This is a genomic window from Streptococcus mitis (assembly GCF_023109515.1).
In the GTDB taxonomy this organism is placed as follows: domain Bacteria; phylum Bacillota; class Bacilli; order Lactobacillales; family Streptococcaceae; genus Streptococcus; species Streptococcus mitis_CS.
Map to the genome: position 1 here is coordinate 353,982 of NZ_JALDUM010000001.1, position 23,134 is coordinate 377,115.

The 23,134-nt window shown below is 41.9% G+C and carries 22 protein-coding genes; 18 read left to right on the forward strand and 4 right to left on the reverse strand.

Annotated features, from left to right (window positions below; all coding sequences use genetic code 11):
* Positions 1–23: 23 nt before the first annotated feature.
* The 5 genes from M1G05_RS01850 (at position 24) to deoD (ending at position 5,268) form a co-directional block, all read left to right on the forward strand.
* Positions 24–1,235, forward strand: coding sequence for a phosphopentomutase (locus M1G05_RS01850; protein WP_000033100.1), 1,212 nt, complete (start codon positions 24–26; stop codon positions 1,233–1,235).
* A gap of 1 nt (position 1,236) precedes the next feature.
* Complete coding sequence (locus M1G05_RS01855) at positions 1,237–1,797, forward strand: DUF1697 domain-containing protein (protein WP_094753088.1); 561 nt, start codon at positions 1,237–1,239, stop codon at positions 1,795–1,797.
* Positions 1,794–2,603 (forward strand): purine-nucleoside phosphorylase, encoded by an 810-nt coding sequence (locus tag M1G05_RS01860; protein WP_094753089.1) that lies wholly within the window; start codon positions 1,794–1,796, stop codon positions 2,601–2,603. The genes M1G05_RS01855 and M1G05_RS01860 overlap by 4 nt, the downstream gene beginning before the upstream one ends.
* 2 nt (positions 2,604–2,605) lie before the next feature.
* Entirely contained in the window at positions 2,606–3,889 is a 1,284-nt protein-coding gene (locus M1G05_RS01865) for a chloride channel protein (RefSeq protein ID WP_247952943.1), read from the forward strand.
* A 668-nt stretch (positions 3,890–4,557) separates the two neighbouring features.
* Positions 4,558–5,268 (forward strand): purine-nucleoside phosphorylase, encoded by a 711-nt coding sequence (gene deoD, locus M1G05_RS01870; protein ID WP_084888397.1) that lies wholly within the window; start codon positions 4,558–4,560, stop codon positions 5,266–5,268.
* Positions 5,269–5,293: 25 nt separating this feature from the next.
* On the opposite strand, the gene M1G05_RS01875 is transcribed toward deoD, so the two are convergent.
* The 3 genes from M1G05_RS01875 to coaA all read right to left on the reverse strand — a co-directional run bounded on the left by M1G05_RS01875 (position 5,294) and on the right by coaA (position 7,095).
* A complete protein-coding gene (locus tag M1G05_RS01875; protein WP_153198800.1) occupies positions 5,294–5,818 on the reverse strand; it encodes a DNA topology modulation protein in 525 nt (174 codons plus the stop codon).
* A gap of 52 nt (positions 5,819–5,870) precedes the next feature.
* A complete protein-coding gene (rpsT, locus tag M1G05_RS01880) occupies positions 5,871–6,107 on the reverse strand; it encodes a 30S ribosomal protein S20 (protein WP_001274000.1) in 237 nt (78 codons plus the stop codon).
* Between the two features lie 67 nt (positions 6,108–6,174).
* A complete protein-coding gene (coaA, locus tag M1G05_RS01885; RefSeq protein ID WP_020902939.1) occupies positions 6,175–7,095 on the reverse strand; it encodes a type I pantothenate kinase in 921 nt (306 codons plus the stop codon).
* A 200-nt stretch (positions 7,096–7,295) separates the two neighbouring features.
* Between coaA and M1G05_RS01890 the strand changes: the two genes are divergently transcribed.
* The 9 genes from M1G05_RS01890 (at position 7,296) to M1G05_RS01930 (ending at position 15,658) form a co-directional block, all read left to right on the forward strand.
* Positions 7,296–7,700, forward strand: a complete 405-nt coding sequence (locus tag M1G05_RS01890; RefSeq protein WP_247952944.1) for a hypothetical protein — start codon at positions 7,296–7,298, stop codon at positions 7,698–7,700.
* A 205-nt stretch (positions 7,701–7,905) separates the two neighbouring features.
* On the forward strand, positions 7,906–8,496 hold the full coding sequence (locus M1G05_RS01895; RefSeq protein ID WP_282184772.1) for a class I SAM-dependent methyltransferase: 591 nt from the start codon (positions 7,906–7,908) through the stop codon (positions 8,494–8,496).
* Positions 8,493–9,770 carry a pyrimidine-nucleoside phosphorylase gene (locus M1G05_RS01900; RefSeq protein WP_247952954.1) on the forward strand — a complete coding sequence of 426 codons (1,278 nt, stop codon included), beginning with the start codon at positions 8,493–8,495 and terminating at the stop codon, positions 9,768–9,770. The genes M1G05_RS01895 and M1G05_RS01900 overlap by 4 nt, the downstream gene beginning before the upstream one ends.
* Positions 9,771–9,789: 19 nt before the next feature.
* Complete coding sequence (gene deoC / locus M1G05_RS01905; RefSeq protein WP_247952959.1) at positions 9,790–10,452, forward strand: deoxyribose-phosphate aldolase; 663 nt, start codon at positions 9,790–9,792, stop codon at positions 10,450–10,452.
* On the forward strand, positions 10,439–10,828 hold the full coding sequence (locus tag M1G05_RS01910; RefSeq protein WP_000246088.1) for a cytidine deaminase: 390 nt from the start codon (positions 10,439–10,441) through the stop codon (positions 10,826–10,828). Before deoC ends, M1G05_RS01910 begins: the two co-directional genes overlap by 14 nt.
* A gap of 89 nt (positions 10,829–10,917) precedes the next feature.
* Positions 10,918–11,970, forward strand: coding sequence for a BMP family lipoprotein (locus M1G05_RS01915; protein ID WP_001036120.1), 1,053 nt, complete (start codon positions 10,918–10,920; stop codon positions 11,968–11,970).
* Positions 11,971–12,112: 142 nt separating this feature from the next.
* Complete coding sequence (locus M1G05_RS01920) at positions 12,113–13,648, forward strand: ABC transporter ATP-binding protein (RefSeq protein WP_247952960.1); 1,536 nt, start codon at positions 12,113–12,115, stop codon at positions 13,646–13,648.
* Positions 13,641–14,699 carry an ABC transporter permease gene (locus M1G05_RS01925; RefSeq protein WP_084888380.1) on the forward strand — a complete coding sequence of 353 codons (1,059 nt, stop codon included), beginning with the start codon at positions 13,641–13,643 and terminating at the stop codon, positions 14,697–14,699. Before M1G05_RS01920 ends, M1G05_RS01925 begins: the two co-directional genes overlap by 8 nt.
* 2 nt (positions 14,700–14,701) lie before the next feature.
* Positions 14,702–15,658, forward strand: coding sequence for an ABC transporter permease (locus M1G05_RS01930; RefSeq protein ID WP_173270339.1), 957 nt, complete (start codon positions 14,702–14,704; stop codon positions 15,656–15,658).
* Between the two features lie 36 nt (positions 15,659–15,694).
* Here the strand turns inward: M1G05_RS01930 and plsY are convergent, their stop codons facing one another.
* A complete protein-coding gene (plsY, locus tag M1G05_RS01935; RefSeq protein ID WP_173270336.1) occupies positions 15,695–16,336 on the reverse strand; it encodes a glycerol-3-phosphate 1-O-acyltransferase PlsY in 642 nt (213 codons plus the stop codon).
* Between the two features lie 135 nt (positions 16,337–16,471).
* On the opposite strand from plsY, the gene parE reads away from it, so the two are divergent.
* The 4 genes from parE (at position 16,472) to M1G05_RS01955 (ending at position 23,120) form a co-directional block, all read left to right on the forward strand.
* A complete protein-coding gene (gene parE, locus M1G05_RS01940; RefSeq protein ID WP_247952961.1) occupies positions 16,472–18,415 on the forward strand; it encodes a DNA topoisomerase IV subunit B in 1,944 nt (647 codons plus the stop codon).
* A 27-nt stretch (positions 18,416–18,442) separates the two neighbouring features.
* Entirely contained in the window at positions 18,443–19,261 is an 819-nt protein-coding gene (locus M1G05_RS01945; protein WP_247952962.1) for an aminoglycoside 6-adenylyltransferase, read from the forward strand.
* Positions 19,262–19,491: 230 nt separating this feature from the next.
* Positions 19,492–21,963, forward strand: coding sequence for a DNA topoisomerase IV subunit A (gene parC, locus M1G05_RS01950; RefSeq protein WP_247952963.1), 2,472 nt, complete (start codon positions 19,492–19,494; stop codon positions 21,961–21,963).
* A gap of 134 nt (positions 21,964–22,097) precedes the next feature.
* Entirely contained in the window at positions 22,098–23,120 is a 1,023-nt protein-coding gene (locus M1G05_RS01955; protein WP_247952964.1) for a branched-chain amino acid aminotransferase, read from the forward strand.
* The last annotated feature ends 14 nt before the right edge of the window (positions 23,121–23,134 follow it).

The following is a 23,134-nucleotide window of genomic DNA, read 5'->3' on the forward strand; positions in this document are numbered from 1 at the left end:
CTAAAATAATAAGGAGATACACTATGTCAAAATTTAATCGTATTCACTTGGTAGTATTAGATTCTGTAGGAATCGGTGCTGCACCAGATGCTAATAACTTTGTCAATGCAGGGGTTCCAGACGGAGCTTCGGACACACTGGGACACATTTCAAAAACAGTTGGTTTGAATGTGCCAAACATGGCTAAAATCGGTCTTGGAAATATTCCTCGGGAAACTCCTCTTAAGACTGTAGCAGCCGAAAGCAATCCAACAGGATATGCAACAAAATTAGAGGAAGTATCTCTTGGTAAGGATACCATGACTGGACACTGGGAAATCATGGGGCTTAATATTACTGAGCCTTTTGATACTTTCTGGAACGGATTCCCAGAAGAAATCCTGACAAAAATCGAAGAATTTTCAGGACGCAAGGTTATTCGTGAAGCTAACAAACCTTACTCAGGAACAGCTGTTATCGACGATTTTGGACCACGTCAGATGGAAACTGGAGAGTTGATTATCTATACTTCAGCTGACCCTGTTTTGCAAATTGCTGCCCACGAAGACATCATTCCTCTGGATGAATTGTACCGTATCTGTGAATACGCTCGTTCGATTACACTTGAACGTCCTGCCCTTCTTGGTCGTATCATTGCTCGCCCTTATGTAGGTGAACCAGGTAACTTCACTCGTACAGCCAACCGTCGTGACTTGGCCGTATCTCCATTTGCACCGACTGTTTTGGATAAATTGAATGAAGCTGGTATCGATACTTACGCTGTTGGTAAAATCAACGATATCTTTAACGGTGCGGGTATCAACCATGACATGGGTCACAACAAGTCAAACAGCCACGGAATTGATACACTATTGAAGACGATGGGTCTTGCTGAGTTTGAAAAAGGATTCTCTTTCACAAACTTGGTTGACTTTGATGCCCTTTACGGCCACCGTCGTAATGCTCACGGTTACCGTGATTGCTTGCATGAGTTTGATGAACGCTTACCTGAAATTATCGCAGCTATGAGAGAGAATGACCTTCTCTTGATTACTGCGGACCATGGAAATGACCCAACTTACGCAGGAACAGACCACACTCGTGAATATATTCCATTGTTGGCTTACAGCCCTGCCTTTAAAGGAAATGGTGTCATTCCAGTAGGACATTTTGCAGATATTTCAGCGACTGTTGCCGATAACTTTGGTGTGGAAACTGCCATGATTGGGGAAAGTTTCTTAGATAAATTGGTATAAGATGACGCGTTATGCTTTGCTGGTGAGAGGTATCAATGTTGGTGGCAAGAATAAGGTCGTCATGGCGGAGCTTCGGCAAAAATTGACAGACTTGGGACTGGGAAAGGTTGAAACCTACATCAACAGTGGCAATATTTTCTTTACTTCTACAGCTTCCAAAGATCAATTGGTTGAAAAATTAGAGGATTTCTTTGAAGTCTATTATCCATTTATTCAGAGCTTTTCTTTGCTGAATCAAGAAGACTATGAAGCAGAGCTGAAGAATCTGCCAGCTTGGTGGAACGAAGACTTGACAAGAAAAGATGTGCTCTTCTACACGGAGAGCTTGGATGTGGATCAAGTCATCGAGAAAGTGAACAGTTTGGAACTGAAAGATGAAGTGCTTCATTTTGGAAGACTTGGGATTTTCTGGGGGAAATTCTCTGAAGAATCCTACTCTAAGACTGCCTATCACAAGTACTTGCTCAAGATGCCTTTTTATCGCAACATCACCATTCGCAATGCAAAAACCTTTGACAAAATCGGTCAAATGCTAAAAAATAATAAAGGAAACACACAATGACATTTTTAGATAAGATCAATGAAACAGCTGCCTTCCTGAAAGACAAGGGAATCCAAGCTCCCGAGTTTGGTCTAATCCTTGGATCAGGACTGGGAGAACTGGCAGAAGAAATCGAAAATCCAGTTGTAGTAGACTATGCTGAGATTCCAAACTGGGGCCGCTCTACAGTAGTCGGTCACGCTGGTAAATTGGTATATGGTGAACTTGCAGGTCGCAAGGTCTTAGCTCTTCAAGGGCGTTTCCATTTCTACGAAGGAAATCCTCTGGAAGTTGTGACTTTCCCAGTTCGTGTCATGAAAGTTCTTGGATGTGAAGGTGTCATTGTAACCAATGCAGCTGGTGGTATTGGATATGGGCCTGGTACTTTGATGGCTATCTCAGACCATATCAACATGACAGGTCAAAACCCATTGATGGGTGAAAACTTGGATGATTTTGGTCCACGTTTCCCTGATATGTCTAAAGCCTATACACCAGAATACCGTGCTACTGCCCATGAAGTGGCTAAGAAACTTGGTATCAAGCTTGATGAAGGTGTCTATATCGGTGTAACTGGTCCGACTTATGAAACACCAGCAGAAATCCGCGCCTATAAGACACTGGGAGCAGATGCAGTTGGTATGTCGACTGTTCCTGAAGTTATTGTGGCAGCTCACTCAGGCTTGAAAGTTCTCGGTATTTCATGTATTACTAACCATGCTGCTGGTTTCCAAGAAGAACTCAACCACGAAGAAGTTGTAGAAGTTACTGAACGTGTTAAAGGTGATTTCAAAGGCTTGCTTAAAGCGATTCTTGCAGAATTGTAATCATGTTAATAGAATTGAGGAGTATTTTTCGAAAAATCCCTTATAATTTTAGATTATTCCTAGCAGTAATTCTACAAGGAATAGTTTCGGGTTTATCTGGTATTTTTCTCCATTATCTTTTAGAGATGGTAGAGAGTCTAGCTTTTGGTCAGTCAGAGCATCATAGTGGATTTTTGACAGATGGAGTTTCCTCCTCACGGATAGGACTAAGTTTAATAATCGTGGGTCTTGGCTCATCCTTGGTCTGGTATTTCTTGCAAAAAGGGTCGAAGATTTATTCCATCAAAGCTCAGATGAAGGATGAGACTTCACAATACAAGCTTCATTTTTTAAGACAGCTATTTCATTCAATTTGGCAGATCATTGCAGTTGGAGGGGGAGCGCCTATTGGCAAAGAAGCTGCACCACGAGAGATTGGGACTCTATTTGCAGGGCCAATTGGAAAAATATGTATACTGTCTATGAAGGATCGCATCTTTCTCCTTGCTTGTGGTGCTGGTGCTGGTTTAGCGGCTGTCTATCAGGTTCCATTAACAAGTGTCTTCTTTGTTTTTGAAACCCTAGGAATTGCTCTATCTATTAAAAGATTTATCTTAGTCGGTTTGACTACCTATGTTTCAACCTATATAGCAGGCTTGGTTATTTCAGATCAGACTCTCTACCAGATTCCAGCCATCACATGGTCATTAAAGGAAATATGGATTATTCCCTTATTACTTCTTTTCTTAACCCCACTAGCTTGGCTTTTTGGTCGCTTAAGTAAGGCAGCGTCTTCAAACAGAATAAAAGATAAACGAATACTTCTAACATTGCCCTCAGCTTTTCTTTTTCTTATTGGATTAGCAAGTTATTTTCCACATCTACTTGGAAATGGACGTATGATGGCTCAGGAAGTATTGAATGGTAGCAATGGCAAAACAGTACTCCTTTTGTTTATATTAAAAGCATTAGTTGTTCTTATTACTCTGTGGGCAGGGGCCTATGGTGGTACACTTACGCCATCTTTTGCCTTGGGGATGGCTGGAGCTGCTCTCTTTGGAATGATTCTAGGTGGGGGTAGCCAGCCAAGCATTTTGCTTTTGGGATCTGTTTGCTTTTTGTCTGTGACCTTGAGGGCTCCCTGGTCTGCAACTGGATTAGTTATAGGTTTCACTGGGCTAGGTATAGATTCTCTTCCGTATCTCTTAGTGACAGCTGTTTTAGCCTATGAATTTGCAAAAATGTTAGACCACTTTCCTTGTGCTAGCATACTGTGTCAGAAGTCAAATAATAAAGTAATTAGGTAGGAAATGCCCATTTCTTCTAGTTATGGATTTAACTTAAAAGATTAAAAACTATTGTCAATTTATCAATAACTGTTTGAAATAAAAAAGAAGTAGGTTTATCGGAGTCATGATTGAATCCGATTTTTCCTAGCCATGAAATATAAAAATAAAAAAAGAAAGGTAGAGCGAGATGTTCTAATTTGAACATGAGCGGAAAACTTTTCTAAAAACTCAGAAGAGAAGGGGAATTCGGGCTTGAATTGAAGCCGGTCTAATCTTCTCGATATCATCAAAATTAAGAAAGAAAGGAATTGAACCCACCCTAAAAGCAGTGGGAAAAAGATAGTTGGTCTAGCGAGCATCGCTCACTGTACCCAACTCCTATTTTCCCTTTGCTTTTTGACGGGTTTGGTATCTTTCTCAATATAAAATATAAAATAAAGAAAGGTAGAGCGTGTGTTTTGATTTGAACACGAGCGGAAAACTTTTCTAAAAACTCAGAAGAGAAGGGGAATTCGGGCTTGAATTGAAGCCGGTCTAATCTTCTCGATATCATCAAAATTAAGAAAGAAAGGAATTGAACCCACCCTAAAAGCAGTGGGAAAAAGATAGTTGGTCTAGCGAGCATCGCTCACTGCACCCAACTCCTATTTTCCCTTTGCTTTTTGACGGGTTTGGTATCTTATATTATGTCTATCCATATTGCTGCTCAGCAGGGTGAAATTGCTGATAAAATTCTTCTTCCTGGGGATCCTCTTCGTGCTAAGTTTATTGCGGAGAATTTCCTTGAAGATGCTGTTTGTTTTAACGAAGTGCGTAACATGTTTGGTTACACTGGTACTTACAAGGGCCACCGTGTATCTGTCATGGGAACTGGGATGGGGATGCCATCTATTTCGATTTATGCGCGTGAGTTGATTGTTGACTACGGTGTGAAGAAATTGATCCGTGTGGGAACAGCAGGTTCATTGAATGAAGATGTTCACGTCCGTGAATTGGTTTTGGCGCAAGCAGCTGCAACCAACTCTAACATCATCCGCAATGACTGGCCACAGTACGATTTCCCACAAATCGCTAGCTTTGATTTGCTGGACAAGGCCTACCATATCGCTAAAGAACTTGGTATGACAACCCACGTTGGGAACGTTTTGTCTTCTGATGTCTTTTACTCAAACTACATTGAAAAGAATATCGAGATTGGTAAATGGGGAGTCAAGGCTGTGGAAATGGAAGCAGCAGCTCTCTACTATTTGGCTGCCCAACATCATGTTGATGCCCTTGCTATCATGACTATTTCTGATAGTTTGGTCAATCCAGATGAAGACACGACTGCAGAAGAACGTCAAAATACCTTCACTGATATGATGAAGGTCGGTTTGGAAACCTTGATTGCAGAATAATTATAGCCAAAAAGGAAGCCCTTCTTTATGAATTGGAGGACTTCCTTTTCTTATCCAGAAATTGATCTAGTTCTTTCTGATTTCGAAGAATAGTGACTTTATGTGAGTATTCTTGGCAAAGTTTTTGGTAATTTTCTTTTTGAGCTTTAGCCCGCCCCTCCCAAAGAATCCATCTGATAAACTCCCAATTAAATTGTTCTTGACAACCAGCTGCCATACTTTCTCTGACCTTGCCTCGGTATGTGAGGTATCGTTTAAAGGCTCGTAGCAGACAATTCCAGCGAGAAAAATTGAGAAAGATGATTTGGTCAGCATCCTGCATTCTTTCCTCATAGAAACACCAAGAATAATTCCCATCAATGACCCAAGCTTCATGCTTTGTGAGAAAATTTTCCATCTCGGTCAACATCCATTCACGATCACTGTCTTGCCAACCGGGTTGAAATTGGAGTGTGTCCATGTGAAGTTTTGGGATGGAGTAGCAGTGAGACAGCTTTTCAGCTAGAGTTGACTTACCAGCACCAGAATATCCGATAATTGCGATTTTCATTTTCTACCTTTTCCTATTTGGGGACAAAAAAACAGCCTCTATGGACTGTTTCTTATTTAGCAAGTTTAGCTGAAAGACGAGCTTTATCGCGGCTTGCTTTGTTTTTGTGAATCAAACCTTTAGTTTCTGCTTTATCGATAGCTGAGCTAGCAGCACGGAAAAGTTCTTCAGATGGGTTTGCTTCGAAAGCTTTGATAGCAGTACGCATAGCTGATTTTTGAGCTGAGTTCTTTTCGTTTTGTTTAACGTTCAATTCAGCGCGTTTGATAGCTGATTTAATGTTTGCCAATGTTCTTACCTCCATATTTACTAACTATACCATTATATCTGAAAACTTACGTTTTGACAAGGGAAAATTATTTTTTTAAGTAAATTTCATCGATTTCATGGTTCTTTGTTTTATGAAGAATCACTTCTGCACGATTTCTAGTTGGTTCAATATAATTTTGTAAATTTGTGAGATTGATACTGGTCCAGACCTGATGGGCAAAGGATTCCACTTCCCCAATCGGCATTTGTGTAAAACGATAATAGTAGCTATCAGGGTCGTTTTGGGCTAGGCTCAGCATTTTCAAGAAACGGTCTAGATACCAACTCTCGATGTCATCGACTGCAGCATCAACATAGATGGAAAAGTCAAAGAAGTCAGTAATGTAGAGACGCTCATTTTGTGGATTTTGAAAGACATTTATTCCCTCAACAATGACAAAATCAGCAGCTTTGACGCTCTGCTTTTCCTCAGGTACGATGTCGTAGACTTCATGAGAATAGACAGGAATATCTACATCTTGTCCATTTTTGATGTGATCCAGGAAGTTGAGAAGAGCTTCCATATCATAGCTTTCAGGAAATCCCTTACGATTTAGAATCCCTTGCTCAATCAAGGTCTGGTTGGGATAGAGAAAGCCATCGGTTGTTACCAACTCAACCCTAGCATCTGTAAGTGTACGGGACAGTAGGATTTGAAGTAGGCGACTGGTTGTGGATTTTCCAACGGCAACACTCCCAGAAACCCCAATGATAAAAGGCTGGGACTTGCTTTCACGTTGAAGGAAAATCCCTTTTGAAAAGGCCAAATCATCCTTGGTACGCTTGTAAATCTGGATGAGATGGGCTAGGGGGAGATAGACATCGGTAACATCCTGCAAGCTAATCTGGTCATTAAAACTCTTGATGGATTCTAATTCCTCTTCTGTCAAAGGAGGTGTTGTCTTTCGATGTAACGATTGCCAAGTCTGGCGGCTGATTTTTTCAAAATGTAAAAATTCGTTGGTCATTTGTTTTCCCCTAGATATTTTGTTTATCATACCATAAAAAGCTAAAAAAATAAAGCGGTTTCTTGATGATAGTAAGCCAATATCGTATAATAGAGGTAGATAGAGGTTGACCAATTTATTGATGAAGTAGGAGCTGGTTTCTCCTGACTTATAAGCTAATAAGGGAGGCTTTGAGGGTTACAACTTATAGGAGGTGTACTATGAAAATCTTAAAACGTTACATATTGGAACTTTGTTTTATTTTAAGTTTTGCACTACCTTTTATAAAAGGGGCGAATGCGGATAATGGTAGACGCTTTGTGGAAATCTATTACGGTTTTACTTTTTTGATGGAACATGCTATTGTAACAGCTATTTTTATCTGTTCGCTCTTGATTGCTTGCCTACTAAAAAAACGGTGGACGAAATGGTTTGCTGCTGGTAGTTATGTCTTTTTAGTTCTATGGATTGCTACAGAGGGTTATTTCTTCCGCATGTCGCTAGAAGATTTGGTACGACTTTGGACAAGTTGGGAAATCCTGACAAAAACGTATCAGTTGGGCTTTTATCTAAACATCCTGTTGGGAATTTTGTTGATAATTAAGTATCTGAAGGTTAAGCAATAGTAATAAGAATGCGCCTAATTATAGATGATAAACATTTTGTTATATCCTAATTATGATATTTCTAGTTCTAAATGGCTTATTATTTATAAGTGTTTAAAGAGATTGAAGAAAATGTTTTACTTACTAGCTTTCTTCAGTCTTTTTCGTTTTATGATCAATTTGTAAACGATTTACAATTTAAGTCAAATTATGGTAAAATAGTTTCATGAGTAAAATGTATTATGCAGAAAATCCTGACGCTGCTCACGACATTCATGAGTTGAGAGTGGACTTGTTGGGAGAAAAAATGACCTTTTTGACAGATGCGGGTGTTTTTAGCAAGAAAATGATTGACTTTGGCAGTCAACTTTTGCTCAAGTGTCTTGAGGTCAACCAAGGAGAGACTGTCCTTGATGTAGGCTGTGGTTATGGGCCTCTGGGCTTGTCCTTGGCTAAGGCTTATGGAGTTCAGGCGACCATGGTCGATATCAATAATCGTGCCTTGGATTTGGCGCGACAAAATGCTGAACGAAATAAAGTAGAAGCGACGATTTTCCAGTCCAACATCTATGAACAAGTTGAAGGGGAATTTGACCATGTCATTTCCAATCCTCCTATCCGTGCGGGCAAGCAAGTGGTTCATGAAATCATTGAGAAAAGTAAAGATTTCTTGGAAACTGGTGGAGATTTAACAATCGTTATCCAGAAAAAACAAGGGGCCCCAAGTGCTAAATCCAAGATGGAAGAGGTGTTTGGCAATTGCGAAATCTTAAAAAAAGATAAGGGATACTATATCCTTAGAAGTGTGAAAGAATGAGAGCAGTTGATTTAATCCAAAAGAAACGAGATGGTCAAGAACTGACTTCGAGTGAAATTGAGTGGCTGGTTGAAGGCTATGTGTCAGGAACTATCCCTGATTATCAGATGTCTGCTTTTGCTATGGCTGTCTATTTCAAAGGAATGACGACTCGAGAAATCTCTGACCTAACTATGAAGATGGTCAAGACAGGGCAAGAGTTTGATTTATCAGCTATTGATGGGGTTAAGGTTGACAAGCATTCTACGGGTGGTGTTGGTGATAAGGTAACCTTGATTTTGGCTCCTCTTGTTGCTAGCTTTGGTGTGCCTGTAGCCAAAATGAGTGGTCGTGGTCTCGGCCATACTGGTGGGACAATTGATAAATTGGAGTCCATTAAGGGCTATCAAGTAGAGCGTAGTCAAGAAGATTTTATTCGTCAGGTTCAGGATATTGGTGTATCTGTCATTGGGCAATCAGACCAGCTGGTCAAAGCAGATAAGCTTCTCTATGCCCTTCGTGATGTGACCGCAACTGTCGACACGATTCCTTTGATTGCGAGTTCGGTGATGAGCAAGAAAATCGCGGCAGGAGCGGATGCTATTTTGCTTGACGTAACTGTCGGAGAGGGTGCTTTCATGAAGACGGTTGATGAGGCACGCGAATTGGCTCAAACCATGGTGGATCTTGGTAAGGCTGTTGGTCGGAAGACGGTAGCAGTCATTACGGATATGAGTCAGCCCTTGGGACGAGCGATTGGAAATCGCCTTGAAATCCTTGAGGCATTGGAGATTTTACAAGGTCAAGGCCGTCAGGATATTACCCACTTCATCTGTGAATTGGCTCAAATTATGCTTGGTCTGGCAAATGTAAATAAAACAGTTGAAGAAGTTCGCCAACATCTTGAAAATGATCAAGCGCTAGCTAAGTTTGAGGAGATGGTCCAAGCCCAAGGTGGAGACTTGGAAGACCTCTATCGTCCTGTAAATGTGGCCCATGTGGTGGAAATCCCTGCTCAGGAAACGGGTGTCATTTCAGCTCTCCCGGCAATGGAATTTGGGCTTTATGCCATGAGACTGGGTGCTGGTCGTGCAGTCAAATCTGATGCCTTGGACTATGAAACAGGAATTGTTTTTGAAAAGAAAGTTGGAGATTTCGTTCAAAAGGGAGAAATTGTTGCAAAAGTATACACAAATGGAAAAATTTCTTCTCAGCTAGTTACAGATTTTCAAAAATATGTTAAAATAAATGATAGTGTGCAAAGTTTACGAGAAATCATAGAAATAATCTCATAAACTGCAGGAGAATCCGAATATGAAATTGAATAAATATATCGATCATACACTTTTGAAACAAGATGCGACAGAAAATCAAATTGATTGTTTGTTGTCTGAAGCTAGAGAGTATGATTTTGCCAGTGTTTGCGTTAATCCGACCTGGGTTGAACATGCTAAAAAAGGGCTTGAAGGTACAGATGTCAAGGTCTGTACAGTGGTTGGTTTTCCCTTGGGAGCAACAACTTCAGCCGTGAAAGCTTTTGAAACCAAAGAAGCTATCCAAAATGGTGCAGATGAGATTGATATGGTGATCAATGTCGGTGCCCTCAAATCAGGAAATCTTGATTTGGTTGAATCGGACATTCGTGCTGTTGTTGAAGCAAGTGGTAACAAGTTAGTGAAAGTCATTATTGAAGCTTGCCTTCTGACAGACCAAGAAAAAGTTGTGGCTTGCCAATTGGCCCAAAAAGCGGGAGCTGATTTTGTTAAAACATCTACTGGGTTTTCAACTGGTGGGGCTACGGTAGCAGATGTTAGATTAATGCGTGAAACAGTTGGACCTGAAATGGGTGTCAAGGCTGCTGGCGGAGCTCGTTCTTATGCAGATGCTCTTGCCTTTGTGGAAGCAGGTGCGACCCGTATTGGAACGTCAGCTGGGGTAGCCATTTTAAAAGGAGAACTGGCAGATGGCGACTACTGAGTTGATTGAACTGGCAATTGAAACCAGCAAACATGCCTATGTCCCCTATTCTCACTTTCCTATCGGAGCAGTTTTAGTGGCAAAAGACGGAAGTGTTTACACAGGAGTGAATATCGAAAATGCTAGCTATCCTTTGACCAATTGCGGTGAGAGAACAGCCATTTTTAAGGCTATATCTGAAGGACAAAGAGAGTTTTCAGAATTGATTGTCTATGGACAGACTGAAAAACCGATTTCACCATGTGGTGCTTGTCGCCAAGTAATGGTCGAATTTTTTGAACAAGATCTAAAAGTGACCTTAGTCGCAAAAGATAAATCGACGGTCGAGATGACGGTCGGGGAGTTACTTCCATATTCTTTTACAGACTTAAACTAGTCTGAGTCGCTCTCTGAGTGGCACGGTCCTTGTGGCCAACCAATCCATATTTGCAACATCGTTGCACATCTTATTTAGGAGGTTCAGTAATGAACAAGAAACAATGGCTAGGCCTTGGTCTAGTTGCAGTGGCAGCAGTTGGACTTGCTGCATGTGGTAACCGCTCTTCTCGTAAGGCAGCTTCATCTTCTGATGTGAAGACAAAAGCAGCAATCGTCACTGATACTGGTGGTGTTGATGACAAATCATTCAACCAATCAGCTTGGGAAGGTTTGCAGGCTTGGGGTAAAGAACACAATCTTTCAAAAGATAACGGTTTCACTTACTTCCAATCAACAAGTGAAGCTGACTACGCTAACAACTTGCAACAAGCGGCTGGAAGTTACAACCTAATCTTCGGTGTTGGTTTTGCCCTTCACAATGCGGTTGAAGAAGCAGCTAAAGAACATTCTGACTTGAACTATGTCTTGATTGATGATGTGATTAAAGATAAAAAGAATGTTGCTAGTGTAACTTTCGCTGATAATGAGTCAGGTTACCTCGCAGGTGTTGCAGCAGCTAAAACAACTAAGACAAAACAAGTTGGTTTTGTAGGTGGGCAGGAATCAGAAGTTATCTCTCGTTTTGAAGCTGGTTTCAAGGCTGGTGTTGCCTCAGTAGACCCATCTATCAAAGTACAAGTTGACTACGCTGGTTCATTTGGTGATGCTGCTAAAGGTAAAACAATTGCAGCCGCACAATACGCAGCTGGTGCAGATATTGTTTACCAAGTAGCTGGTGGTACAGGTGCAGGTGTCTTTGCAGAAGCAAAATCACTTAACGAAAGCCGTCCTGAAAATGAAAAAGTTTGGGTTATCGGTGTTGACCGTGACCAAGAAGCAGAAGGTAAATACACTTCTAAAGATGGTAAAGAATCAAACTTTGTTCTTGTATCTACTTTGAAACAAGTTGGTACAACTGTAAAAGATATTTCTAACAAGGCAGAAAAAGGTGAATTCCCTGGCGGTCAAGTAATCGTTTACTCATTGAAAGATAAAGGGGTTGACTTGGCAGTAACAAACCTTTCAGAAGAAGGTAAAAAAGCTGTCGAAGATGCTAAAGCTAAAATCCTTGATGGAAGCGTAAAAGTTCCTGCAAAATAATGGATGGAAGTCATTTCTTAGGAAGCGGTCCTCGGCCGCTTTTTAAGAGTTGAGACAAAGTCATTTTGTCTCAGTAAAGCTTGCTACTAGACAAACTAGCAAGTTTTATTGAAATAAAATAAGACTCTGAAAGGAAGAGCACATGGCACACGAAAATGTCATTGAGATGCGTGATATTACCAAGGTGTTTGGTGAATTTGTTGCCAACGACAAAATCAACCTGCACCTACGAAAAGGTGAAATTCATGCACTTTTAGGAGAAAATGGGGCTGGTAAGTCCACGCTCATGAACATGTTAGCAGGCCTTCTTGAACCAACCAGTGGTGAAATCGCGGTCAACGGTCAAGTTGTCAACCTTGACTCCCCATCTAAAGCAGCTGGCTTGGGAATCGGAATGGTTCACCAGCACTTTATGTTGGTAGAAGCCTTCACAGTGGCTGAAAACATCATTTTAGGTAGTGAATTGACTAAAAATGGTGTGCTAGATATCGCTGGAGCTAGCAAAGAAATCAAGGCTCTTTCTGAACGTTATGGCTTAGCTGTTGACCCTTCTGCCAAGGTGGCAGATATCTCAGTTGGAGCCCAACAACGTGTAGAAATTTTAAAAACCCTTTATCGTGGGGCTGATATTCTTATCTTTGACGAACCAACGGCTGTCTTGACTCCATCAGAAATTGATGAGTTGATGGCTATTTTGAAAAATCTTGTCAAAGAAGGGAAATCAATTATCTTGATTACCCACAAGTTGGACGAGATTCGTGCAGTTTCTGACCGCGTTACAGTTATCCGTCGTGGGAAATCAATTGAAACAGTCGAAATTGCAGGGGCTACTAATGCTGATTTGGCAGAAATGATGGTAGGACGTTCTGTTTCCTTTAAAACAGAGAAACAAGCCTCTCAACCAAAAGAAGTAGTCTTGTCAATCAAAGATTTGGTGGTCAATGAAAACCGCGGTGTCCCAGCTGTGAAAAATCTGTCCTTGGATGTTCGAGCGGGAGAGATTGTTGGTATTGCGGGGATTGATGGAAATGGTCAGTCTGAACTGATTCAAGCCATCACAGGTCTTCGCAAGGTTGAATCTGGTAGCATTGAGCTAAAAGGAGATTCAATTGTAGGCTTGCACCCACGACAAATTACAGAACTAAGTGTTGGGCACGTTCCAGAAGACCGTCACCGTGATGGCTTGATTTTGGAAATGATGATCTCTGAAAATATTGCCCTTCAAACCTACTATAAAGAACCACATAGTAAAAATGGAATTTTGAACTATTCAAATATTACTTCTTATGCTAAAAAGCTAATGGAAGAGTTTGATGTTCGTGCTGCTAGTGAAATTGTTCCTGCAGCTGCACTTTCAGGAGGAAATCAACAAAAAGCAATTATTGCTCGTGAAATTGATCGAGATCCTGATCTCCTTATCGTCAGCCAGCCAACTCGTGGGTTGGATGTCGGTGCCATTGAATATATCCACAAGCGCTTGATTGAAGAGCGTGATAATGGTAAGGCTGTCCTTGTTGTCAGCTTTGAGTTGGATGAGATTTTAAACGTCTCAGACCGTATTGCCGTTATCCACGATGGTAAGATTCAAGGTATTGTATCACCAGAAACAACCAATAAACAAGAACTAGGTGTCTTGATGGCGGGTGGAAACTTGGGAAAGGAGAAGAGTGATGTCTAAAAAATTACAACAAATTTCGGTTCCCTTGATTTCTGTCTTCCTAGGAATTTTACTCGGAGCCATTGTTATGTGGATCTTCGGTTATGATGCTATTTGGGGCTACGAAGAATTGTTCTATACAGCCTTTGGTAGTCTGCGTGGGATTGGAGAAATCTTCCGTGCTATGGGGCCTCTAATCCTGATTGGTCTTGGTTTTGCCGTTGCCAGTCGCGCCGGTTTCTTTAACGTTGGGCTTCCTGGTCAGGCTTTGGCAGGTTGGATTCTCAGTGGTTGGTTTGCCTTGTCGCATCCAGATATGCCACGTCCCTTGATGATTCTAGCAACTATCGTGATTGCCTTGATTGCTGGTGGGATTGTCGGAGCGATTCCAGGTATACTTAGAGCTTATCTAGGGACATCAGAGGTTATCGTAACCATCATGATGAACTACATTGTCTTGTATGTAGGAAATGCCTTTATCCATGCCTTTCCTAAAGACTTTATGCAAAGTACAGATTCGACAATTCGTGTTGGGGCTAATGCAACCTATCAGACACCTTGGTTGGCTGAGTTGACTGGTAATTCGCGGATGAATATTGGTATTTTCTTTGCCATCATTGCCGTTGCAGTTATTTGGTTCATGCTCAAGAAAACAACCCTTGGTTTTGAAATCCGTGCGGTTGGTCTTAATCCACATGCTTCAGAATATGCTGGTATTTCTGCAAAAAGAACGATTATCCTCTCAATGATTATTTCAGGTGCCTTGGCAGGTCTTGGTGGAGCTGTTGAAGGACTTGGAACCTTCCAGAACGTCTATGTTCAAGGGGCATCTTTAGCTGTTGGATTTAACGGTATGGCGGTTAGTCTGCTTGCGGCCAACTCACCAATTGGTATTCTCTTTGCAGCCTTCCTATTTGGTGTTCTCCAAGTTGGAGCTCCTGGTATGAATGCGGCGCAGGTGCCATCTGAGCTTGTCAGCATTGTAACAGCGTCTATTATCTTCTTTGTCAGTGTTCATTACCTTATCGAACGCTTTGTCAAACCGAAAAAACAAGTTAAAGGAGGTAAGTAAAGATGTCTATTACAACCTTGCTCACCCTCTTGGTGTCTTCTATGCTGATTTACTCAGCACCCCTCATATTTACAAGTATCGGTGGTGTTTTCTCTGAACGTGGTGGTGTGGTAAACGTCGGCCTTGAAGGAATTATGGTTATGGGTGCCTTTTCTGGAGTTGTCTTTAACCTTGAATTTGCAGAACAATTTGGAGCAGCAACTCCATGGCTATCCTTGCTTGTAGCAGGATTGGTTGGAGGCCTCTTCTCTATCATCCACGCAGCAGCGACGGTTCATTTTCGTGCAGACCATGTTGTCAGCGGTACGGTATTGAACTTGATGGCGCCAGCCTTGGCTGTTTTCTTAGTGAAAGTCCTTTATAACAAAGGACAAACCGACAACCTAAGTCAGACTTTTGGACGCTTTGATTTCCCAGTCTTGGCAAATATCCCAGTTATCGGTGATATCTTCTTCAAGTCAACAAGTCTGCTAGGTTATATCGCGATTGCCTTCTCATTCCTTGCTTGGTTTATCCTCTTCAAGACTCGCTTTGGTCTTCGCCTCCGCTCTGTCGGTGAACACCCTCAAGCAGCTGATACCTTGGGAATCAATGTCTACAAAATGAGATATTTAGGGGTTATTATTTCAGGTTTCCTAGGTGGAATTGGCGGAGCAATTTATGCTCAATCCATCTCAGTCAACTTCTCAGTGACAACTATTGTTGGACCTGGATTTATCGCTCTTGCTGCGATGATTTTTGGAAAATGGAATCCAATCGGAGCCATGCTATCTAGTCTCTTCTTTGGGCTTTCACAAAGCTTGGCTGTTATCGGCTCTCAATTTCCATTCCTACAAGGAGTTCCTGCGGTTTATCTTCAAATCGCACCTTATGTCTTGACAATTCTTGTCTTGGCAGCCTTCTTTGGAAAAGCAGTCGCACCAAAAGCAGATGGTATCAACTATATCAAATCAAAATAAGCATACAAAAAACGTCAGTTCTGTTCAAACTGGCGTTTATTTTTTAGAATTTTGATGGGTTAAGTTTAATCCCCAAGGGACCAAATTTTCAGTCTTATTCTGGATACGTGTGATATTATCCTTATGCCGAATGATAATCAAACTAGCCAGTGCTAGGATAATAGCAATGAATAGAGGATCATAATTGCTCAGGATAAAACCAAAAAGTGGAAAGAGTAGAACTCCGATAACGGCTGCGATAGATGCTGTGACACTAGATAGCGAAATCATACTACCAAGATAGAGGGTTCCAAAGAAAACAACTGCAAGGTAGAGACAGAAGACAGGTGCAAATCCGAAAATCACTCCAGCGCTAGTTGCGACAGCCTTGCCACCCTTAAATCCTGCAAAGATTGGAAAGGTATGGCCAATAACAGCCAAAAGTCCAAAGATGAGAGGAGAAACGCCTTGCAGATGAAACATAATCGGAAGAAGCGTTGCTAGGGTTCCTTTGAAAAAGTCAATGACAAAGGTTGCCATACCCGCTTTCTTACCTAAAATACGGAAAGTATTGGTCGTTCCAGTATTTCCAGAACCATGCTCGCGCAGATTGATTTTAAAGAATACTTGTCCAATCCAGAGACCAGACGGAATCGAACCCAGCAGATAGGCTAGGATTAATAAAACTATTGTAATCATACTCCTATTATATCATGAAATGGAGAAGAAATGCAGAGAATCTCTTCTGAAATTGTCACACCGGAGAAAGAAAAATTTTGCAAAATCCTTGGAAAACCTGTAGAATAGTAAAGATGAACGAATAGGAGGTTCCTTGTGTCAAAAAAGGAAATCAATATTAACAATTATAATGATGATGCCATTCAGGTGCTAGAAGGGTTGGATGCGGTCCGAAAACGTCCAGGGATGTATATCGGATCGACCGATGGTGCTGGTCTCCACCATCTAGTCTGGGAAATCGTCGATAATGCTGTCGATGAAGCCTTGTCTGGATTTGGTGACCGTATTGATGTGACCATTAATAAAGACGGAAGTTTAACGGTTCAAGACCATGGTCGTGGGATGCCGACGGGTATGCACGCTATGGGAATTCCAACTGTTGAGGTTATCTTTACCATTCTTCATGCTGGAGGGAAATTCGGTCAAGGAGGCTATAAGACATCTGGCGGTCTCCACGGGGTTGGTTCTTCCGTTGTAAATGCTCTATCTAGTTGGCTGGAGGTAGAAATCACTCGTGATGGAGCAGTTTATAGACAACGTTTTGAAAATGGTGGGAAACCCGTCACAACCTTGAAGAAAATTGGTACAGCACCCAAGTCTAAGACAGGTACCAAAGTCACCTTCATGCCTGACGCAACTATTTTTTCTACGATTGACTTCAAGTACAATACCATTTCAGAGCGTCTTAATGAATCAGCCTTTCTCTTGAAAAATGTTACCTTGTCTTTAACGGACAAGCGAACAGATGAAGCGATTGAGTTCCATTATGAGAATGGGGTACAGGACTTTGTTTCTTATCTGAATGAAGACAAGGAAACCTTGACACCAGTTCTTTACTTTGAAGGTGAAGATAATGGTTTCCAAGTGGAAGTAGCTCTCCAGTACAATGATGGATTTTCAGATAATATTTTGTCCTTTGTCAATAACGTTCGTACCAAAGACGGTGGAACACATGAGACAGGACTCAAGTCCGCTATTACCAAGGTTATGAATGACTATGCGCGTAAGACGGGGCTTCTCAAGGAAAAAGATAAAAACCTTGAAGGGTCAGACTATCGTGAAGGACTAGCAGCCGTTCTTTCTATCTTGGTTCCTGAAGAACACCTCCAGTTTGAAGGACAGACCAAGGACAAGCTAGGAAGCCCTCTTGCTCGTCCCGTTGTGGATGGCATTGTGGCGGATAAGTTGACCTTCTTCCTTATGGAAAATGGTGAATTGGCTTCTAACCTCATCCGCAAGGCTATCAAGGCGCGTGATGCTCGTGAAGCGGCACGTAAGGCGCGTGATGAGAGCCGAAATGGTAAGAAAAATAAAAAAGACAAGGGCTTATTATCTGGGAAATTGACCCCAGCCCAGTCCAAGAATTCTGCTAAGAATGAACTCTATCTAGTTGAGGGGGACTCTGCCGGTGGTTCTGCCAAACAAGGCCGTGACCGCAAGTTCCAGGCAATCTTGCCCCTTCGTGGTAAGGTTATCAATACAGCCAAGGCCAAGATGGCGGATATCCTCAAAAATGAAGAAATCAACACCATGATTTATACCATCGGTGCAGGTGTTGGAGCAGACTTCTCTATTGAAGATGCCAACTATGACAAAATCATTATCATGACCGATGCGGATACAGACGGTGCCCATATTCAAACACTTCTCTTAACCTTTTTCTACCGTTATATGCGTCCGCTAGTTGAGGCGGGACATGTCTATATTGCCCTTCCGCCTCTTTACAAGATGTCCAAAGGAAAAGGCAAGAAAGAAGAAGTGGCCTACGCTTGGACAGACGGAGAACTTGAAGAACTCCGCAAGCAGCTCGGTAAAGGCGCTACCCTCCAACGCTATAAAGGGCTTGGTGAGATGAATGCGGACCAGCTCTGGGAAACAACCATGAATCCAGAAACCCGTACCCTTATCCGTGTCACCATTGAAGATCTGGCTCGCGCCGAACGTCGCGTCAATGTCCTCATGGGTGATAAGGTCGAACCACGACGTAAGTGGATTGAAGATAATGTCAAGTTTACGCTGGAAGAAGCGACAGTATTTTAAGTTAGTTTTTAATGAATGGGTATAAACATGAGAACTGAAACAGAAATGCTCGATGTAGTTTTAAAGACTGCTGAAACCTTACAAGTCACGGCTGTCGCCATGTCTGGTTCACGGACTGATACAAAAGCCTCAAAAGATGAATTTCAAGACTATGACGTAGTCTATGTTGTAGAGAATCTGGACGAGCTGATTACAGATTTATCTTGGTTGGACCAGTTTGGCAAACGCATTATCGAGCAAGAAGTTGGTCTTGGTCAACGTCGTCTATACCTCATGCTCTTTGAAGATGGAAATCGAATTGATCTAACCCTCTGTCCAAAACAACAAATTCAAGAGTGGGTGGATAGTGAGGCCGGATTTACTGTTTTAGAAGATCCAGAGCATTTATTTGAACCCTATTCACCAAATATAGAGCGTTACTGGACGAATCTAGCTAGTCAGACAGATTTTGAAAAAGCCTGCAATGAGTTCTGGTGGGTGTCGGCCTACGTTGTCAAAGGGATTTGTCGGAATCAGCTCATCTACGCGACCGATCATCTCTATGGCATTTGTCAACAAGAACTCCTGAAAATCTTGGCTTGGCAGGTAGCAAGTGCTAGGGGAAGAGTCGAAATCGGCAAGAACTGCAAGTATCTCTTTAACCATTTGCCAGTTGAAAAAGAGAAGGAGCTATCTAATCTTCTTGATTTTTCCAGTTTAGACAAAATCACTCAGTCTCTATTTGATACGATGCAACTTTTCCACCAAGAGGCTCAGTCCCTTGCTCAAAAGATGGGTTTTGACTACGATAAAGAAGTAGCTGAGGAGATGATTCAATACGCTGAGGAGAGACTTCTTAATTGCTGACTAATTTAAAAGATTAAACTACAGAAAGGATTGTTTGGTTCCTTAAGGTAACTGAACATGGGACTAATTCCCGTAAAATATCTTTTACTGCATAAAAACCTACTCTACATTCTTTGAAAGGAGTTGAACACGCCCTAAATGCTGGGTGAAAAAGATAAATTCTCTTGTGAGCTTGCTTACTTCAATAATTTTCTATTTTCACTTGGTATTTTACGGGCTCTGTATCCTATATGAGTAACATTCAAAACATGTCCCTTGAGGACATCATGGGAGAGCGCTTTGGTCGCTACTCCAAGTATATTATTCAAGACCGGGCTTTGCCAGACATTCGTGATGGTTTGAAGCCGGTTCAGCGTCGTATCCTTTATTCTATGAATAAGGATGGCAATACCTTTGACAAGAGCTACCGCAAGTCAGCCAAGTCTGTCGGTAACATCATGGGGAATTTCCATCCACACGGGGATTCTTCCATCTATGATGCCATGGTTCGTATGTCTCAGGACTGGAAAAATCGTGAGATTCTAGTTGAAATGCACGGTAATAACGGTTCCATGGACGGAGATCCGCCTGCGGCCATGCGTTATACCGAGGCACGTTTGTCTGAAATTGCAGGCTACCTTCTTCAAGATATCGAGAAAAAGACAGTTCCTTTTGCTTGGAACTTTGACGATACCGAGAAAGAGCCAACTGTCTTGCCAGCAGCCTTTCCCAACCTCTTGGTCAATGGTTCGACTGGGATTTCGGCTGGATACGCTACAGACATTCCACCGCATAATTTGGCTGAGGTTATCGATGCGGCGGTTTACATGATTGACCACCCAACAGCCAAGGTGGACAAACTCATGGAATTCTTGCCTGGACCAGACTTCCCGACTGGAGGGATTATCCAGGGTCGTGATGAAATCAAGAAGGCCTATGAAACTGGGAAAGGGCGCGTGGTTGTTCGTTCCAAGACTGAGATTGAAAAGCTAAAAGGTGGTAAGGAACAAATCGTTATTACTGAGATTCCTTATGAAATCAACAAGGCTAATCTAGTCAAGAAAATCGATGATGTTCGTGTCAATAACAAGGTAGCTGGTATTGCTGAGGTTCGCGACGAGTCTGACCGTGATGGTCTACGTATTGCTATTGAGCTAAAAAAAGATGCCAATACAGAGCTTGTCCTCAACTATCTCTTTAAGTACACAGATCTGCAAATCAACTATAACTTTAACATGGTGGCGATTGACAATTTCACGCCTCGTCAGGTTGGGATTGTTCCAATCTTGTCTAGCTATATTGCCCACCGTCGCGAAGTGATTTTGGCGCGTTCACGCTTTGACAAGGAAAAGGCTGAGAAACGTCTCCATATCGTCGAAGGTTTGATTCGTGTGATTTCAATCTTGGACGAAGTCATTGCGCTTATCCGTGCTTCTGAGAATAAGGCGGATGCCAAGGAAAATCTTAAGGTCAGCTATGATTTTACGGAAGAACAGGCTGAGGCTATCGTTACCTTGCAACTGTACCGTTTGACCAATACAGACGTAGTTGTCTTGCAAGAAGAAGAAGCAGAACTTCGTGAAAAGATTGCCATGCTGGCGGCTATTATCGGGGATGAGCGGACTATGTACAATCTCATGAAGAAAGAACTTCGTGAGGTTAAGAAGAGGTTTGCGACTCCGCGTTTGAGTTCTCTAGAAGACACTGCGAAAGCAATTGAGATTGATACAGCTAGTCTGATCGCTGAGGAAGATACCTACGTCAGCGTGACCAAGGCAGGTTATATCAAGCGTACCAGCCCACGTTCCTTTGCGGCTTCCACTCTGGAAGAAATTGGCAAACGTGATGATGATCGTCTGATTTTTGTACAAGCTGTCAAGACAACCCAGCATCTCTTGATATTCACGACTCTTGGAAATGTCATTTATCGACCAATCCATGAATTGGCAGACATTCGTTGGAAGGATATCGGTGAGCATCTGAGCCAAACCATTACAAACTTTGAAACGAACGAAGAAATCCTCTATGTGGAAGTCGTGGATCAGTTTGATGATGCGACAACCTACTTTGCTGCGACTCGTCTCGGTCAAATCAAGCGTGTAGAACGCAAAGAATTCTCTCCATGGCGGACCTATAAATCTAAGTCTGTCAAGTATGCTAAGCTCAAAGACGAGGCAGACCAGATTGTAGCAGTGGCTCCGATTAAACTGGATGATGTTCTCTTGATTAGCCAAAATGGTTATGCCCTTCGTTTCAATATCGAAGAGGTACCAGTTGTCGGTGCTAAGGCTGCAGGTGTCAAAGCTATGAACCTGAAAGCAGATGATGTCCTTCAATCAGCCTTTATCTGTAACACCTCATCCTTCTACCTCTTGACCCAACGTGGTAGTTTAAAACGTGTTTCTATTGACGAAATTCCGGCAACAAGTCGTGCCAAACGTGGCTTACAAGTCTTACGTGAGTTGAAAAACAAACCGCATCGTGTCTTCTTGGCAGGAGCGGTTGCAGAACAAGGCTTTATTGGTGATCTCTTCAGTACAGATGTGGAAGAGAACGACCAAACTCTGCTTGTTCAATCCAACAAAGGAACAATCTATCAAAGTCGATTGCAAGACTTGAACTTGTCAGAACGCACTAGCAACGGAAGCTTCATTTCTGATACGATTTCAGATGAAGAAGTTTTTGACGCTTATCTTAAAGAAGTATTTACGGAAGCTAAATAAGTGAAATGAAGAATCAGTTCTAAGAGCTGGTTCTTTTTATTGAAGAAATTTTCTGAAAATTACAAAATATACTTGCTATTTTAGAAAAATAGTGTAGAATAAAAGAAATAGGTTTTTAGAATAAGGAGTGGAATATGACAGTAACGATTGATTGGGAAAATCTCGGTTTTTCCTATATGAAATTACCTTATCGCTATATTGCTCATTTTAAAAATGGACAATGGAATCAAGGAGAGTTGACAGAAGATGCAACCTTGCATATTTCAGAGTCTTCTCCAAGTCTTCACTATGGTCAACAAGCATTTGAAGGTTTGAAAGCTTATCGTACTAAGGATGGCAGTGTTCAACTGTTCCGTCCTGATGAAAACGCCAAACGTCTGCAACGTACATGTGACCGTCTCTTGATGCCACAAGTTCCGACAGAAATGTTTGTAGAAGCTTGTAAGGCAGTTGTTCGTGCGAATGAAGAATATGTACCTCCATACGGAACAGGTGGAACCCTTTATCTTCGTCCTCTTTTGATTGGTGTCGGAGATATTATTGGGGTTAAACCAGCAGAAGAGTATATTTTCACCATCTTTGCCATGCCAGTTGGTAATTACTTTAAAGGCGGTTTGGTTCCAACCAACTTCTTGATTCAGGATGAATACGACCGTGCAGCGCCAAATGGTACAGGTGCAGCTAAAGTTGGTGGGAACTATGCTGCCAGTCTCTTGCCAGGGAAATTGGCCAAGTCACGTCATTTCTCAGATGTTATCTATTTAGACCCATCAACTCATACAAAGATTGAAGAAGTCGGATCAGCTAACTTCTTTGGAATTACAGCTGATAATGAATTTGTAACACCATTGAGTCCATCTATCTTGCCATCTATTACCAAGTACTCTTTGCTTTACTTGGCAGAACATCGCTTGGGCTCAACTCCTATTGAGGGGGATGTCCCGATTGATAACCTTGACCGTTTTGTAGAGGCAGGTGCCTGTGGTACAGCAGCGGTTATTTCTCCAATTGGTGGAATTCAGCACGGTGATGATTTCCATGTTTTCTATAGTGAAACAGAAGTAGGTCCTGTGACTCGTAAATTATATGATGAATTGACAGGAATTCAGTTTGGTGATATTGAAGCGCCAGAAGGTTGGATTGTAAAAGTAGATTAAAATAAACTAAAGGA

Excerpts from the sequence above, each read along its gene's own strand:
- M1G05_RS01850 (WP_000033100.1), top strand. The coding sequence starts at position 24 with ATGTCAAAATTTAATCGTATTCACTTGGTAGTATTAGATTCTGTAGGA.
- M1G05_RS01855 (WP_094753088.1), top strand. The coding sequence starts at position 1,237 with ATGACGCGTTATGCTTTGCTGGTGAGAGGTATCAATGTTGGTGGCAAG.
- M1G05_RS01860 (WP_094753089.1), top strand. The coding sequence starts at position 1,794 with ATGACATTTTTAGATAAGATCAATGAAACAGCTGCCTTCCTGAAAGAC.
- M1G05_RS01865 (WP_247952943.1), top strand. The coding sequence starts at position 2,606 with ATGTTAATAGAATTGAGGAGTATTTTTCGAAAAATCCCTTATAATTTT.
- deoD (WP_084888397.1), top strand. The coding sequence starts at position 4,558 with ATGTCTATCCATATTGCTGCTCAGCAGGGTGAAATTGCTGATAAAATT.
- M1G05_RS01875 (WP_153198800.1), bottom strand. The coding sequence starts at position 5,818 with ATGAAAATCGCAATTATCGGATATTCTGGTGCTGGTAAGTCAACTCTA.
- coaA (WP_020902939.1), bottom strand. The coding sequence starts at position 7,095 with ATGACCAACGAATTTTTACATTTTGAAAAAATCAGCCGCCAGACTTGG.
- M1G05_RS01890 (WP_247952944.1), top strand. The coding sequence starts at position 7,296 with ATGAAAATCTTAAAACGTTACATATTGGAACTTTGTTTTATTTTAAGT.
- M1G05_RS01895 (WP_282184772.1), top strand. The coding sequence starts at position 7,906 with ATGAGTAAAATGTATTATGCAGAAAATCCTGACGCTGCTCACGACATT.
- M1G05_RS01900 (WP_247952954.1), top strand. The coding sequence starts at position 8,493 with ATGAGAGCAGTTGATTTAATCCAAAAGAAACGAGATGGTCAAGAACTG.
- deoC (WP_247952959.1), top strand. The coding sequence starts at position 9,790 with ATGAAATTGAATAAATATATCGATCATACACTTTTGAAACAAGATGCG.
- M1G05_RS01910 (WP_000246088.1), top strand. The coding sequence starts at position 10,439 with ATGGCGACTACTGAGTTGATTGAACTGGCAATTGAAACCAGCAAACAT.
- M1G05_RS01915 (WP_001036120.1), top strand. The coding sequence starts at position 10,918 with ATGAACAAGAAACAATGGCTAGGCCTTGGTCTAGTTGCAGTGGCAGCA.
- M1G05_RS01920 (WP_247952960.1), top strand. The coding sequence starts at position 12,113 with ATGGCACACGAAAATGTCATTGAGATGCGTGATATTACCAAGGTGTTT.
- M1G05_RS01925 (WP_084888380.1), top strand. The coding sequence starts at position 13,641 with ATGTCTAAAAAATTACAACAAATTTCGGTTCCCTTGATTTCTGTCTTC.
- M1G05_RS01930 (WP_173270339.1), top strand. The coding sequence starts at position 14,702 with ATGTCTATTACAACCTTGCTCACCCTCTTGGTGTCTTCTATGCTGATT.
- plsY (WP_173270336.1), bottom strand. The coding sequence starts at position 16,336 with ATGATTACAATAGTTTTATTAATCCTAGCCTATCTGCTGGGTTCGATT.
- M1G05_RS01945 (WP_247952962.1), top strand. The coding sequence starts at position 18,443 with ATGAGAACTGAAACAGAAATGCTCGATGTAGTTTTAAAGACTGCTGAA.
- parC (WP_247952963.1), top strand. The coding sequence starts at position 19,492 with ATGAGTAACATTCAAAACATGTCCCTTGAGGACATCATGGGAGAGCGC.
- M1G05_RS01955 (WP_247952964.1), top strand. The coding sequence starts at position 22,098 with ATGACAGTAACGATTGATTGGGAAAATCTCGGTTTTTCCTATATGAAA.